The organism is Micromonospora sp. CNZ299 (genome assembly GCF_002754415.1).
In genome coordinates this window covers 4,135,802-4,151,460 of the sequence record NZ_PEFG01000001.1, presented here as the reverse complement: position 1 = coordinate 4,151,460, position 15,659 = coordinate 4,135,802, and the positions used below count along the sequence as shown (strand labels likewise).

The following is a 15,659-nucleotide window of genomic DNA, read 5'->3' as shown; positions in this document are numbered from 1 at the left end:
TGGTTCAGCGAGAGGAATCGAGTGCCAGCCGGATGAGGTCGTCCTCATCCAGTCCGTCGAGGTCGGTGCCGTCGGGCTCCCCGGCGGTTGGTTCGGCGTCGTCACCGGTGCCGTCGGCGAGGCGCAGCAGGGCGTCCAGCAACCCGGCGGCCCGCAGCCGGGCCGGGGAGATCTCGGCGAGCGCCTGCCGGATGCGGGCGTCGTCGTCGAGCTCGTCCGGTCCGAACAGCTCGTCGTGCAGGTGCTCGGCGAGGACCAGGGCGTTGGGGTAGTCGAAGATGAGGGTGGTGCTGAGCCGCAGACCGGTGCTCGCGTTGAGCCGGTTGCGCATCTCGATGGCGGTCGCCGAGTCGAAGCCCAGCTCCCGGAACGCCCGCTCCGGCTCGACGAACTCGGCCGACGGGTGGCCGAGGACGGCGGCGGCCTCCGCCCGTACCGTCTGGAGCAGGGCCCGGTGCCGCTCGCCGCGGGACAGGTCGCGCAGTCGGGTGTGGAGCGCGGACGCCCCCTGGCCGCTGATGGCGGCCTGGTCGGCCTCGCGGATCCGGCGCACCTGCGGCAGTTCGTGCAGCAGCGGACGGGGTCGGGCCGACTCGTAGGCGGGCGCGAACCGCTGCCAGTCGACGTCGGCGATGGCGACGAAGGTCTCGTCGTGGTCCAGGGTCCGGGCCATGGCGGCGATGGCCAGGTCGGGTGCCATCGCGGCGAGGCCGCGCCGGCGCAGCTGCTCGACGATCGCGGCGTCGGACATGCCGCCGCCGTCCCACACCCCCCAGGCGATCGAGGTGGCGCGCAGGCCGCGGGCCCGGCGACGGGCCGCGAGGGCGTCGAGGTACGCGTTGGCCGCCGCGTACGCGCCCTGCCCGCCACCGCCCCAGACACCGGAGTTGGAGGAGAACAGGACGAACGCGCTCACGTCTCCGACGAGGTCGTCGAGCAGCGCGGCGCCTGCCGCCTTGCCGTCGACCACGTCGGCGAACTCGTCCAGGCCGGTGTCGGCGAGCGACGCCGAGCGGGCGACACCGGCGGCGTGGAAGACGGCGGTGAGGTCGTCGATGCCGTCGAGCACGCCGCTGAGCCCGTCGCGGTCGGCCGTGTCGCAGGCGGCGATGGTCACCCGGGCGCCGAGGTGTTCCAACTCGCTGCGCAGGTCACCGGCACCCGGGGCGTCCGGGCCGCGGCGGCTGGTGAGCACCAGGTGCTCGGCGCCGCGTCCGGCCAGCCAGCGGGCCACGTGCGCGCCGATCGCGCCGGTGCCACCGGTGATCAGTGTGGTGCCGGTCGGTGCCCAACCGGTCGTCGGCGCCGGGCCGCTGAGGGGGGCGGGGCGCAGGCGTCGGGCGTGGACGCCGTTGTCGCGTACCGCGATCTGGTCCTCGTCGTCGATGCCGGCGACGGCGGCCTGGAAGCGGGTGAGCGCGGCGTTGTCGAGCCGGGCCGGCAGGTCGATCAGTGCGCCCCAGCGGTCCGGCTGCTCCAGGCCGAACACCCGGCCGGTGGCCCAGACCTGGGCGGGCCCGGTCAGTGGCGGCTCGTCGGTGGCGGTGACGGTGACCGCGCCGCGGGTGACGATCCGGAGCCGTCCGGGGATCCCGGCGTCGGCCAGGGCCTGGATCAGCAGCACGGTCGCGGTCAGGCAGGGCGGGACGGCGCCGTCGGTGTCCGGGGCGACCGCCAGCAGGGACAGCACACCCGAGATGGCGGGGTCCGGGCCGGTCGTCGCGCTCAGTTGTGCGGTCAGGGTGGCCCGGTCGGTCGTCGCCGGGTCGACCTCGACGACGACGGCGGTGCCGCCGGCCTGCTCGATCGCGGCGGTGGCGAACTCGGTCTCCATCCGCGCGGTCGGGGTGGTGAGCAGCAGCCAGGTGCCGGTGAGCAACGCGTCGGTCGGCTCGGGCAGGGCGGTCCAGCCGACGGTGTAGCGCCAGGTGTCGATGGTGCCGCGTTCCTTGCGGGTACGCCGCCAGGCGGTGAGGGCGGGCAGCAGGTCGGTGCCGTCGTCGGTGATGCCGAGTGGGGTGAGGTCGCCGTTCTCCACGGCCTTCCAGAACTCGCTGTCCATCGGGTCCACGACCGGCACTGGCGCATCGCCGACCGGCCAGAAACGCTGGTGCTGGAAGGGGTAGGTGGGCAGGTCGACGGTCCGGGTCGCCGGGATGACGGTGGTCCAGTCGACGGGTGCGCCGCGCACCCACGCCTCGGCCAGCGACCGGACCACCTGCTCGGGCCCACCCTCGCCACGACGCAACGTACCCACCGTGGCGACCTCGGCGGTGTCAGCGATCGCGCCGGTGAGCACCGGGTGCGCACTGACCTCGATGAAGATCCGGTGCCCGGCCGCGTATGCCGCCGCGACCGCCAGGTCCAGGCGCACCGGCTGGCGCAGATTGCGATACCAGTAGTCGGCGTCCATCACGCCGCCGTCCTCCACGGTGGAGAACACGGGCACCGCACCGGGTTGCGCTCGCACCCCGTCGAGCAGACGGGCCAGTTCCGCCTCCACCGGCTCGACCAGAGCACAGTGCGAGGCGTAGTCGACCTTGACCCGCTTCGCCCGCACGCCGGCCGCCTCCGCGGCGGCCAGGAACGCATCCAGGTCGGCGCCGGCCACGGCGACACTGGTCGGACCGTTGACCACCGCGACGCTCACACCCTCGGTCAACAACGGGGTGACCACGTCCAGACCGGCGTTGACCGACACCATCCCACCGCTGCCCGACAACGCGAGCAGAGCCTGACTGCGCAACGCCACGACCCTCGCCGCGTCACTGAGCGACAGCACCCCGGCCACACAGGCCGCAGCGATCTCCCCCTGGGAGTGGCCGATCACCGCATCCGGGGTCACACCCCTGGCCCGCCACACCTCCGCCAGGGACACGTGCACCGCCCACAGGACCGGCTGCACCACATCCACCCGCTCCAACGGATCGTCCGAGCGCAACACCTCCAGCAGGTTCCAGTCCACGAACGGATCCAACGCCGCCGCGCACTCCGCGATCCGCGCCGCAAACACCGGCTCCGCATCCAACAACTCCACTGCCATGCCGACCCACTGCGAACCCTGACCGGGGAAGACGAACACCACGCCGGCCGAACGCGCCGCACCAGAGATCACCGTGCTGGACGGCAACCCGTCGGCCAGGGCCGCGAGGCCACTGCGGTGATCCGGACCGAGCACCACCGCCCGGTGGTCGAACGCCGCCCGCGACACGGCCAGCGAGTACGCCACCTCCCCGGCGGCGCCACCCCACTCGACGAGCCGCTGCGCCTGACCAGCGACCGCCTTCGGGCTGCGCCCGGACAACAACCACGGCACACCCGACTCGGTCACCACCGACTCGACCACCGGCGCGGCCGGCGGCTCCTCGATGATCACGTGCGCATTGGTGCCGGACACCCCGAACGACGACACCCCGGCCCGGCGCGGGCGCTCCCCCGCCGGCCACGGCCGCGCGTCCACGAGCAGCTGCACCGCACCCGCCGACCAGTCGACGTGCCCGCTGGGCCGCTCGACGTGGACGGTCCGCGGCATGGTGTCGTGCCGCATCGCCTCGATCATCTTGATGATGCCGGCGACACCCGCGGCGGCCTGGGTATGGCCGATGTTCGACTTGATCGAGCCCAGCCACAGCGGCTCGTCGGTGGGCCGGTCCTGACCGTAGGTGGCCAGCAGTGCCTGCGCCTCGATCGGGTCGCCCAGCGTCGTGCCGGTGCCGTGCGCCTCGACCGCGTCCACGTCGGCGGTGCTCAGGCCGGCGTCCGCGAGGGCGGCCCGGATCACGCGTTGCTGCGACGGCCCGTTCGGGGCGGTCAGCCCGTTCGACGCGCCGTCCTGGTTGACAGCGGTCCCCCGCACCACGGCAAGCACGCGGTGACCGTTGCGCACCGCGTCGGAGAGCCGCTCCACCAGCAGCACGCCCGCGCCCTCGGCCCAGCCGGTCCCGTCAGCGTCGTCGGAGAAGGACTTGCACCGGCCGTCCGGCGCCAGGCCTCGCTGCCGGGAGAAGTCGACGAACGTACCCGGGGTGGCCATCACGGTCACGCCGCCGGCCAGCGCCATGGCGCACTCGCCGTTGCGCAGCGCCCGTACCGCGAGGTGCAGTGCGACGAGGGAGGACGAGCACGCGGTGTCCACTGTGACCGCCGGGCCCTCCAGGCCGAAGGTGTACGCCACCCGGCCGGAGACGACACTGCCGGCGTTGCCGACGCCCAGCAGACCCTCGACTCCGTCAGCCGCCCCGAGACGGCTGACGTAGTCGTGGTACATCACCCCAGCGAACACACCCACCTGCGCTCCCCGTACGACCGCCGGGTCGATCCCGGCCCGCTCGAACGCCTCCCAGGAGGTTTCCAACAGCAGCCGCTGCTGCGGATCCATGGCGAGAGCCTCCCGTGGCGAGATCCCGAAGAATCCCGCGTCGAAGTCGCCCGCGTCGTAGAGGAAACCGCCCTCCTTGGTGTACGTGGTCCCAGGATTGTCAGGATCGGGATCGAACAACACCCCTACATCCCAGCCCCGGTCAGGGGGGAACTCCCCGATCGCGTCACCGCCGGCGTCGACCAGCCGCCACAGGTCCTCAGGCGTGGTCACACCGCCCGGGTAGCGGCAGGCCATGCCGACGATGGCGATGGGCTCGTCGGCGGTGACCGCCCTGGTCACACCGGCGGTGGGGCTCTCGTCGGAGCCGCCGAGCGCGGTGTTCAGGTGCTCGGCCAGGGCCACTGGGGTCGGGTAGTCGAAGACCAGGGTGGCGGCCAGCCGCAACCCGGTCGCGGAGTTCAACCCGTTGCGCAGCTCGACGGCGGCGAGGGAGTCGAAGCCGAACTCACTGAACGGGCGGTCGGCGGCGACGGCCCTCCCGGAGCCGTGGCCGAGCACTCCGGCCACGTGGGTGCGTACCAGATCGAGCAGTTGGTCCCGGCGCGCCGCCGGCGCCAGACCGGCGAGCCGGCGCACCAGTGCCTCGTCGCCGGCCGCGCGGCCCGCGCGCTGCCGGGGTATCGCGCGGATCATGCCGCGCAGCACGCCGGGAACGTGCGACGGGGTCGCCGACGGGTCGAGCCGGACCGGTACGAGAAGGGCCTGGTTGTCGGCGCAGGCCTGGTCCAGCGCAGTGAGCGCCACGTCGGTGGACAGTGGCAGCACACCGGAGCGGGCCATCCGGTCCAGTTCGGCCGGGGCGAGACCGGCCGCCATGCCGTCCGCCCACGGCCCCCACGCGAGTGAGGTGGCGGCCAGTCCGGCGGAGCGGCGGTGCGCCGCGAGGGCGTCGAGGAAGGCGTTGGCCGCCGCGTAGTTGCCCTGCCCCGGCCCGCCGAAGACCCCGGCCGCGGAGGAGAACAGCACGAACGCGGAGAGGTTCCGGTCGCGGGTGAGGTCGTGCAGGTGCCAGGCGGCGTCGACCTTGGGGCGCAGGACGGCGGCGAGGCGGTCCGGGGTGAGACCGTCGACCGTACCGTCGTCGAGGACCCCGGCGACGTGCACGACAGCGGTCAGGTCGGGTGCTCCGGCGAGGACGGCCGCGAGGGCGTCCCGGTCGGCCGCGTCGGCGGCCACCACGGTCGCGGTGGCGCCGAGCGCGGTCAGGTCGGCGACCAGCTCGGCGGCACCGGGGGTGTCGATGCCACGGCGGCCGAGCAGGATCAGGTCGGTGCTGCCGTGCCGGGTCACCAGGTGCCGGGTCACGATCCCGCCGAGGGCGCCCAGGGCACCCGTGACCAAGACGGTTCCGGTGCCGAAGGCCGGGCCGTCGCCGGTCGCGCGGTGAGGAACGAGCCGAGGTACGAGGACAGCACCCCCGCGTACCGCGACCTGATCCTCTCCGGCTGCGGTGATGGCCGCGAGCCGGGCGTCGTCCAGGTCGTCGCCGGGTTCGGTGTCGGCCAGCAGGAAGCGGCCCGGGTGCTCGGACTGGGCGCTGCGGATCAGGCCCCAGACCGCGGCGCCTGCCGGGTTCGGGACGGCGTCGTCCGGGGTCGCCGCCACCGCGCCGGTGGTGAGGACGAGCAGGCGGGTGTCGTCCTGCCCGAGGACGGCCTGCGCGGCGGCGAGCGCCTGCACGGCCAGGGTGTGCGCGGCGGCGGCCTGATCGCCCGGGACCTGCGGGACGCGCAGCACGGTCAGGTCGTGCGTGGTCGACCCCACGGGCACCGGGATCGGCGACCACGTCAGCGTGTGCAGCACGGAGGGCGGAGCGTACGGCCGGAGCAGCAGGGATTCCACTGTGACAGTGGGCCGGCCGAGGTCGTCGGCCAGCTCGATCCGGACGGTGTCCGTCGCGGTCACTGTCAGTCGGGCCCGGGCCGCGCTGCCGGTCTGACCGTGCCGGGTGACGCCGGTCCACGAGAACGGGACCTTGGCGTCCCGGCCGGCATCGCCGGTCAGGCCGAGGACGTGCAGGGCGGCGTCCAGCAGCGCCGGATGCGCCGCGTATCCGTCGGCGTCACCGTCGAGGGCCAGGTCGGCGTGCAGGCTGCCGTCGGTGGCACGCCAGGCCGCGCGCAGCCCTCGGAAGACGGGACCGTAGTCGAGGCCTCGGTCGGCCAGGTCGTGGTAGAGGTCGCCGACGTCGAGCGGGGTCGCGCCGAGCGGAGGCCACTCGCCAGCCGCCGGGGCCGGCAGGGTGGCGGGGCTGACCGTACCGGTGGCGTGCGCTGCCCACCGTACGCCGTCGGTGGTGGCGTGCACGGCGACCGGGCGGCGGCCGGCGTCGTCCGCCGGGCCGACCCGGACCTGGAGCTGCACGCCGCGTTCGCCGGCCACCACGGGAGCGGAGAGGACGAGGTCGTCGACGTGCTCGCAGCCGGCTTCGGTGCCGGCGGCGAGGACCAGTTCGAGCAGCGCGGTGCCGGGCACGACGACCGATCCGGCGATGCGGTGGTCGGCCAGCCAGGGCACCGAACCGGTGGTCCAGTGGCCGGTGTGCACCCGCTCGTCGTCGCTGCCGGCCAGTGGGACCATCGCGCCTAGCAGCGGGTGCCCGCCGGTGCCGGTTTCGCCGACGGCGGCGGCCGGCCAGTAGCGGCGGCGCTGGAAGGCGTAGGTGGGCAGGTCGATGAGGCGTCCGCCGGGGTAGCACGGCGTCCAGTCGACCGCGACGCCGCGCACGAAGACCTGGGCCAGGGCGGTCAACAACGCGGTCGGTTGGTCCCGGTCAGAGCGTTGCACGGGTACGAACACCGCGTCGCTGACGCAGTCCGCGCCCATGGCCGACAGGACCCCGTCGGGGCCGATCTCCACGAACGTGCTGACGCCTGCGGCCTCCAGGGTGGCGATGCCGTCGGCGAACCGGACCGCTTCCCGCACGTGCCGCACCCAGTAGCCGGCGTCCTGTATCCCGGCGATCTGCCCAGTCACGTTCGACACCACCGGGATCCGGGGCTGCGCATAGGTCAACGTCTGTGCGACCTGCGCGAACTCGGCGAGCATCGGCTCCATCAGCACCGAGTGGAACGCGTGGCTGACCCGCAGACGCTTGGACTTCTTGAAGTTCGCCGCCACTGCGGCGACCTCGTCCTCCGTGCCGGACAGCACCACCGAGCGGGGACCGTTGATGGCCGCGACGGACACGCCGTCAGTCAGCAGCGGCAACACCTCAGCCTCGGTGGCCCGCACCGCCACCATCACCCCACCCGACGGCAGGGCCTGCATCAGGCGGCCCCGCGCCGCGACCAGCTTCGCCGCATCCGACAGCGACAGTACCCCGGAAACGTGCGCCGCCGCGACCTCCCCGATCGAATGCCCCACCAGGAAGTCCGGGGTGACACCGAACGACTCGACCAGGCGGAACAACGCCACCTCGACCGCGAACAGCGCCGTCTGCGTGTAGACGGTCTGATCCAGGTCGTCGCCCTCGGCGATCACCTCGCGCAACGGACGGTCGAGATGACGATCCAGCTCCGCGCAGGCCGCGTCGAACGGCTCCGCGAACACCGGGAACGACGACGCCAACTCCAGACCCATGCCCGGCCGCTGCGACCCCTGCCCGGAGAACACGAACGCCGTCCGGCCGGTCACCGATGTGCCGGTGACCAGGGCGGGGGCCGCCTGACCGGCGGCGAGGGCTTCCAGCGCGGCACGGCCGAACGCCACCGCCCGGTGCGGGAGGCGGGCCCGGCCGGCGAGGGTGTGCGCGACGTCGGCCAGATCCCGGTCACCTCCGGCCAGCAGCCGGGCGGCCTGCGCGGTCAGCGCCTGCGGGCTGCGGGCGGTGAGCACCAGCGGTACGTCGCCAGCGGCGTCCGCCCGCTCGCTGCCCCGGACCGGGTCCGGGTCGGGTGCGGCTTCGAGGATGACGTGCGCGTTGGTGCCGGAGACACCGAACGAGGAGACCGCCGACCGGCGCGGACGCCCGTCACCCGTCCACTCGCGGGCCTCGGTGAGCAGGGCGACCGAACCCGACGACCAGTCGACGTGCGTGGTCGGCTCGTCCGCGTGCAGGGTGCGGGGCATCAGGCCGGCCCGCATTGCCATGACCATCTTGATGATGCCGCCGACCCCCGCGGCGGCCTGCGCGTGACCCAGGTTCGACTTGATCGAGCCGAGCCACAACGGCCGGTCGGCGGCGCGGCTCTGGCCGTACGTGGCGAGCAGCGCCTGCGCCTCGATCGGGTCACCCAGCACCGTTCCGGTGCCGTGGGCCTCCACCACGTCGACGTCGGCGGTGGACAGACCGGCGTCGGCCAACGCGGCCCGGATCACCCGCTGCTGGGCGGGCCCGTTCGGGGCGGTCAGACCGTTGGACGCGCCGTCCTGGTTGACGGCCGTGCCACGGACCAGCGCGAGCACCGGGTGACCGCGCCGGACCGCCGTGGACAGCCGCTCGACCAGCAGCACACCGACGCCCTCGGACCAGCCGGTGCCGTCGGCGCCCGCCCCGAACGCCTTGCAGCGCCCGTCGGCGGCGAGCCCGCCCTGTCGGGAGAACTCCAGGAACATGGTGGGCGTGGCCATCACCACGGCGCCGCCGGCGACGGCCATCGCGCACTCGCCGTTGCGGATCGCCCGGATCGCCAGGTGCAGCGCGACCAGCGACGCCGAGCAGGCCGTGTCCACAGTGACGGCCGGGCCCTCGAAGCCGAACGTGTACGCGAGCCGACCGGAGATGACGCTGGCGGCGGTGCCGGTGAGCAGGTAGCCGGCGCTGGCGTCGCGGCCCTGGAGCAGGGTGTCGTACCCCTGGGCCGAGGCGCCGACGAACACGCCGACCGGCTCGCCGCGGACCGTCTCCGGATCGATGCCGGCGCGTTCCAGAGCCTCCCAGGTGGATTCCAGCAGCAGCCGCTGCTGGGGGTCCATCGCCAGGGCCTCGCGGGGCGAGATGCCGAAGAAGTCCGCGTCGAAGTCGGCGGCGTCGTGCAGGAAGCCCCCACGGTCGGTGGCCGAGCCGCCGTCCCGTCCGGTGTCGAAGAGGTCGGCCCGCCACCCACGGTCCGTCGGGACGGCGGTGATGCCCTCGGCGCCGTCGACGACCAGCCGCCACAACTCCTCCGGATTGCTGATGCCACCCGGGTAGCGGCAGGCCATCGCGACGATCGCGATCGGGTCGTCGTCGTCCCCGGCGACCTCGGCAGACGATTGCCGTGCCTCCGGGATCGCGCCGCCGAGCAGTTCGTCGCGCAGGTGGGCGACGAGCGCCAGCGGGCTCGGATGGTCGAAGGCGAGGGTCGCGGACAGCCGGAGCCCGGTCGCCGCGCCGAGCCGGTTGCGGAGTTCGACGGCGGTCAGCGAGTCGAACCCGAGTTCCTTGAAGGCACGACCAGCGACGATGCCGGACGGGTCGTGCCCGAGGACCGCCGCGACATCCGCCACGACGATCTCCAGGAGGATCCGTTCGACCTCGGCGGGGGCGGCGGCCAGGCGACGGCGCAGCGCGGTCACCGCGTCGGCCGGCCCGGCGGTGCCAGCCGGGCGGGTGGCACCGCGGACCAGACCGCGAAGCAGCGGCGGTGGGGTGGTGCCGGCCGCGACCGTACGGGCCAGCCGCACCGGCACGCTCAACGACTCGTCGATGCCGAGCGCCGCGTCGAGCAACGCCAGTCCCTCGGCGGTGCTGAAGCCGAGCACACCTGTGCGGTCCATCCGCCGCGTGTCGGTGTCGTCCAGCCGCCCGGCCATGCTGGTCGTGGCGGTAAAGGGGCCCCAGGCGAGCGAGATCGCCGGCTGGCCCTGGGCGCGCCGGTGCGCGGCGAGCCCGTCCAGGAACGCGTTCGCGGCCGCGTAGTTGGCCTGGCCCGCCGCGCCGAGCAGCCCGGACAGCGACGAGAAGAGCACGAACGCGGCGAGTGGCTGATCCCTGGTGAGGTCGTGCAGGTGCCAGGCGGCGTCGGCCTTGGGGCGCAGCACGCCGGCAAGCCGATCGGGTGTCATCGCGTCGAGCACGCCGTCGTCGAGGACGCCGGCCAGGTGGACGACAGCGGTCAGCGGCCGGTCGGTGGTGCTGGCCGCGACCAGGGCCGCGGCGGCGCTGCGGTCGGCGACGTCACAGGCGGCCACTGTGACGCTCGCGCCCAGGCCGCGTAGTTCGTCGGCGAGGTCGGCGGCGCCGGGCGCGTCCGGGCCACGGCGGCCGGCCAGCACCAGGTGCCGGGCGCCGTGGGTGGTGACCAGGTGCCGGGCGACGGCCGCGCCGATCGCGCCGGTGCCGCCGGTGAGCAGGACGACACCATCCGGGTCCAGGGCGGGCGGGACGGTGAGGACCACCTTGCCGACGTGGGCGGCCTGGCTGACGTGCCGGAACGCGGCACCGGCCGAGCGGACGTCCCAGGTGGTCACCGGCAGCGGTCGCAGTGCGCCGGCCTCGAAGAGATCGACCAGGGCGCGCAGCATCTGCTGGATCCGGTCCGGTCCGGCCTCAATGGTGTCGAAGGCCTGGTAGCGGATGCCGTACGCGGCCGTGATCGCGGCGGGGTCGCGGACGTCGTTCTTGCCCATCTCGGCGAACCGACCGCCGGTGGCCAGCAGCCGCAGCGAGGCGTCGACGTGTTCGCCGGTGAGCGAGTTGAGGACCACGTCGACCCCGTGGTCGCCGGTCGCGGCGCGGAACCTCTCCTCGAACCCGGTGGTCCGGGACGAGGCGATCCGGTCGCCGGCGACACCCAGACCGCGCAGCGTGTCCCACTTCGCGGGGCTGGCCGTGCCGTAGACGGTGGCGCCGAGATGGTGGGCCAGCTGCACGGCGGCCATGCCGACGCCACCGGTGGCGGCGTGCACCAGCAGCGACTCCCCGGCACGCAGGCCGGTCAGGTCGACCAGGGCGTAGTAGGCGGTGAGGAAGACGATCGGCACGGCGGCGGCCTGCTCGAACGTCCAGCCGGCCGGGATCGGCGTGACCAGCCGGTGGTCGGTGACGGTCACCGGGCCGAACGCGCCGTAGAACATGCCCATCACCGCGTCGCCGACCCGCACCCCGTCGACACCGGGGCCGATGGCGGTGACGACACCGGCCCCCTCGCTGCCGAGCTGGGCGACGTCGGGGTACATGTCCAGGGCGATCAGGACGTCGCGGAAGTTGAGGCCGGTGGCGCGGACAGCGATCCGGACCTGGCCCGGGCCGAGCGGTTCGTCGACCTCGGGGCACGGGACCAGGGCGAGGTTGTCCAGGGTGCCCTTCACCGGGACGTCGAGGCGCCAGGGGACGCCGGCCGGCGGGATCAGGGCGGGGCCGGTCGCGGCGCGGGCCAGGCGGGGGGCGAACAGGGCACCGTTGCGGGCGGCGATCTGCGGTTCCCCGGTGGCGAGCGCGGCGGCGAGCGCCGTGTCGTCGTCGTGGCCGTCCAGGTCGACCAGGACGAAGCGGTCCGGGTTCTCCGTCTGGGCGGTCCGGACCAGACCCCAGACCGCCGCCCCGGCCAGGTCGGGTACGTCCTCGTCGGGCGAGGTCGCCACCGCACCGGAGGTGACCACGGCGAGGCGGCTGCCCGCGTGGGTGGTGTCGCGCAGGAACCGCTGGAGCAGGTCGAGCGTGGCGGCGGTCGCGGTGTGCACCGTGGCCACCGGAGCGTCACCGGCGGTCTCCGGGCGCCAGATCTGCGCCGGGACGGTGGCCGGTGCGGCGGGCGGCGAGGCGGGCGGCGAGGCGACGATCGGGGCCCACGCGAGGCGGTGCAGGGCGTCGGCCACCGGGAGTGCCTTCGGGGCGGGCGGGGCGTACGGGCGGAGCACCAGGGAACCGACAGTGGCGACCGGCTGCCCGGTGGTGTCCCAGACGTCCAGGGCGACGGTCCCGGTGCCACGTAGCCGCACCCTGATCGTGTCGGCGCCGACCGCGTGCAGGGTGACGCCGTTCCAGGCGAACGGGACGACGGCCGGTTCGTCGCCGGTGCCCGTGCAGCCGAGGGCGTGCAGGGCGGCGTCGAGGAGCGCTGGGTGCAGCCCGAAGTCTGTGGAGTCGATGCTCTCGGGTGCGCGTACCTCGGCGAACGTGTCCCCCAGCGGGCCGCGCCAGACGGCTTCCAGGCCACGGAACGCGGGCCCGTAGGCCAGACCGCGTTCGACCAGCGCGGGATAGAGGTCGGTGAGGTCGACGGGCTCGGCGCCCGGCGGCGGCCACTCGGCCGGGGCGGGCGCCGCGCTGGCGGTGGCGGCGAGGGTGCCGGAGGCGTGCACGGTCCACGTGTCGCCGTCACCGCTGTGCACGCTGACGCTGCGGCGGCCGTCGGCGTCCGGGGCGCCGATCCGGACCTGCACCTGCACGCCAGTGGGCGGCAGCACGAGCGGGGTGGCGAGGACCAGGTCCTCGACCGTCTCGCAGCCGATCTCGGCACCGGCCGCGAGGACCGCCTCGAGCTGGGCGGTGCCGGGAACGACGAGGTCCCCGGCGACCTGGTGGTCGGCGAGCCACGGGTGCCCGGCAGCGGACCAGTGGCCGGTGAAGAGGTGTTCGTCGGCGCCGGCCAGGGAGACGGAGGCGCCGAGCAGCGGGTGGTCGACACCGGTGAGGCCGAGGCCCCGGGTGTCCCCGGCCGGCGCGACGCCGGTGGCGGGCCAGTACCGCTGCTGCTGGAACGCGTAGGTGGGCAGGTCGACACGGCTGCCGCCGGTGGCCAGCACGGTCCAGTCCACCGCGGCGCCCCGCACGTACGCCTCGGCCAGGCCGGTGATCAGGGAGGTCACCTCGGGACGGCCCCGGCGCAGCAGGGGCAGGTAGGCGGCTTCGGTGTCGTCGCTCTCCCGTGCCATCGCGGTGAGGACGCCGTCCGGGCCGATCTCCAGGAACCGGGTGACACCGCGGCCCCGCAGCCAGGCGATGCCGTCGGCGAACCGGACCGCGTCGCGTACGTGCCGGACCCAGTAGTCGGCGTCCTGCGTGCCGGCGAGGTGCCCGGTGAGGTTGGAGACGACCGGGATGACCGGCGCGTGGTAGGTCAGGGTGGTCGCCACCTGCGCGAACTCGGCCAGCATCGGCTCCATCAACGCCGAGTGGAACGCGTGACTGACCGTCAGCGGCTTGGACTTCTCGAAGTGGGCGACGACCGCCGCCACCGCGTCGGGGGCACCGGACAGCACCACCGACCGGGGGCCGTTGACCGCGGCGATGTCCACGCCCTCGGACAGCAGCGGCAGCACCTCGGCCTCGGTCGCCCGGACCGCCACCATCACCCCGCCGGCCGGCAGCTCCTGCATCAGTCGGCCCCGCGCCGCCACCAGCGTCGCGGCGTCGGCGAGGGACAGCACGCCGGCGACGTGCGCGGCGGCGATCTCCCCGATCGAGTGCCCCACCAGGTAGTCCGGTGTGACTCCGAACGACTCGACCAGCCGGAACAGGGCGACCTCCACCGCGAACAGGGCGGCCTGCGTGTAGGCGGTCTGTTCCAGGTCGACCCCGTCGGCGATCACCTCGCGCAGCGGACGGTCGAGGTGCGGGTCCAGTTCCGCGCAGACCAGGTCGAGTGCTTCGGCGTACGCCGGGAAGCGCGCGGCGAGCTCAAGGCCCATGCCGTGGCGCTGGGAGCCCTGACCGGAGAACAGGAACGCGGTGCGGCCGTCCTGGACCGAGCCGGTGACGGCCCCGGCGGTGGCGACGCCGTCGGCCAGGGCCGCCAGGGCACCCGGCAGGTCGGTGCCGGTGACCACGGCCCGGACCGGCAGCGGTGAGCGGGTCGCGGCGAGCGAGTAGGCGATGTCGGCGTGGGTCGCCGTGGCGGTGGCCGCGAAGGCGCTCAGACGGGCGGCCTGGGCCCGCAGCGCCTCCGGGGTGTGGCCGCTGAGCACCCAGACCGGGTCGGTGCCGGCCGGCGGTGGCGTCGCCGGGGCGTCCGCCGCAGGGGCCTCCTCGATGATCGCGTGGGCGTTGGTGCCGCTGATGCCGAACGCGGAGACAGCCGCACGACGTGGTCGCTCCCCCGGCGCCCACTGGCGCTCGGCGGTGAGCAGTTGGACGTTGCCGGCCGTCCAGTCCACGTGCGGGGTGGGCTCGTCGACGTGCAGGGTGCGCGGCATGACGCCGGCCCGCAGGGCGAGCACCATCTTCATCACGCCACCGACACCGGCGGCGGCCTGGGTGTGGCCGAGGTTGGACTTGAGCGAGCCGAGCCAGAGCGGTTCGCCGTCCGGACGGCTCTGGCCGTACGTGGCGAGCAGCGCCTGCGCCTCGATGGGGTCGCCGAGGCGGGTGCCGGTGCCGTGTGCCTCCACCAGGTCGACGTCGGCCGCGGTGAGTCGGGCGTTGGCGAGCGCGGCCCGGATGACGCGCTGCTGTGCGGGGCCGTTGGGGGCGGTGAGACCGTTTGAGGCGCCGTCCTGGTTGACCGCGGTGCCCCGGATGACGGCGAGCACCGGGTGGCCGTTGCGGCGGGCGTCGGAGAGACGCTCCAGCAGCAGCAGTGCGGCGCCCTCGGACCAGCCGGTGCCGTCGGCCGCGGCGGCGAACGGCTTGCAGCGGCCGTCCGGGGCGAGGCCACGCTGACGGCTGAACTCGACGAACGCCTCCGGGGTGGCGAGCACTGTGGCGCCACCGGCGAGGGCGAGGGAGCACTCCTGCTGCCGCAGTGACTGAACCGCCAGATGCAGCGCGACCAGTGAGGCCGAGCAGGCAGTGTCGATGGTGACCGCCGGACCCTCCAGGCCGAACTGGTACGCGATCCGCCCGGAGAGCACGCTGGCCGCGCTGCCGGTCAGCCGGTAACCCTCGATGCCGTCCTGGGTGTGCCGCTGCAGCAGGGTGTCGTAGTCGCGGCCGCTGATGCCGACGAACACGCCGGTCCGGCTGCCCCGCACGCTGTCGCTGGGGATACCGGCCCGCTCGAACGCCTCCCAGGCGGTCTCCAGCAGCAGGCGTTGCTGCGGGTCCATGGCCAGGGCCTCGCGCGGCGAGATGCCGAACAGCGCCGGGTCGAAGTCGGCCGCCTCGGCGAGGAACCCACCCTCGCGGGCGTAGCTCTTGCCCTTGGCGTCCGGGTCGGGGTCGTAGAGCCCGTCGACGTCCCACCCACGGTCGTCCGGAAAGTCACCGATCGCGTCCCCGCCGGCGGCGACCAGCTCCCAGAGCTGCTCGGGCGTGCTGACCCGGCCCGGGTAGCGGCAGGTCATCGCGACGATCGCGACGGGCTCGCCGGCCGCCGTCTCCACCTCTTCGAGCCGCCGCTTGCTGCGTCGCAGCTCGGCGGTCATCCACTTGAGGTGGTCGAGCAGCTTCTCGTCGTTCGCCATGACACGTACC

Annotated in this window: 1 protein-coding gene; it reads right to left on the bottom strand. The window is 74.2% G+C overall.

Features of this window, described 5'->3' with window-relative positions:
- Window positions 1-4 precede the first annotated feature (4 nt).
- Window positions 5-15,649: a type I polyketide synthase gene (locus CLT68_RS33850; protein WP_099852495.1), complete on the bottom strand. Its 15,645-nt coding sequence runs from the start codon at window positions 15,647-15,649 to the stop codon at window positions 5-7.
- Between the last annotated feature and the right edge of the window lie 10 nt (window positions 15,650-15,659).

Excerpts from the sequence above, each read along its gene's own strand:
- CLT68_RS33850 (WP_099852495.1), bottom strand. The coding sequence starts at position 15,649 with ATGGCGAACGACGAGAAGCTGCTCGACCACCTCAAGTGGATGACCGCC.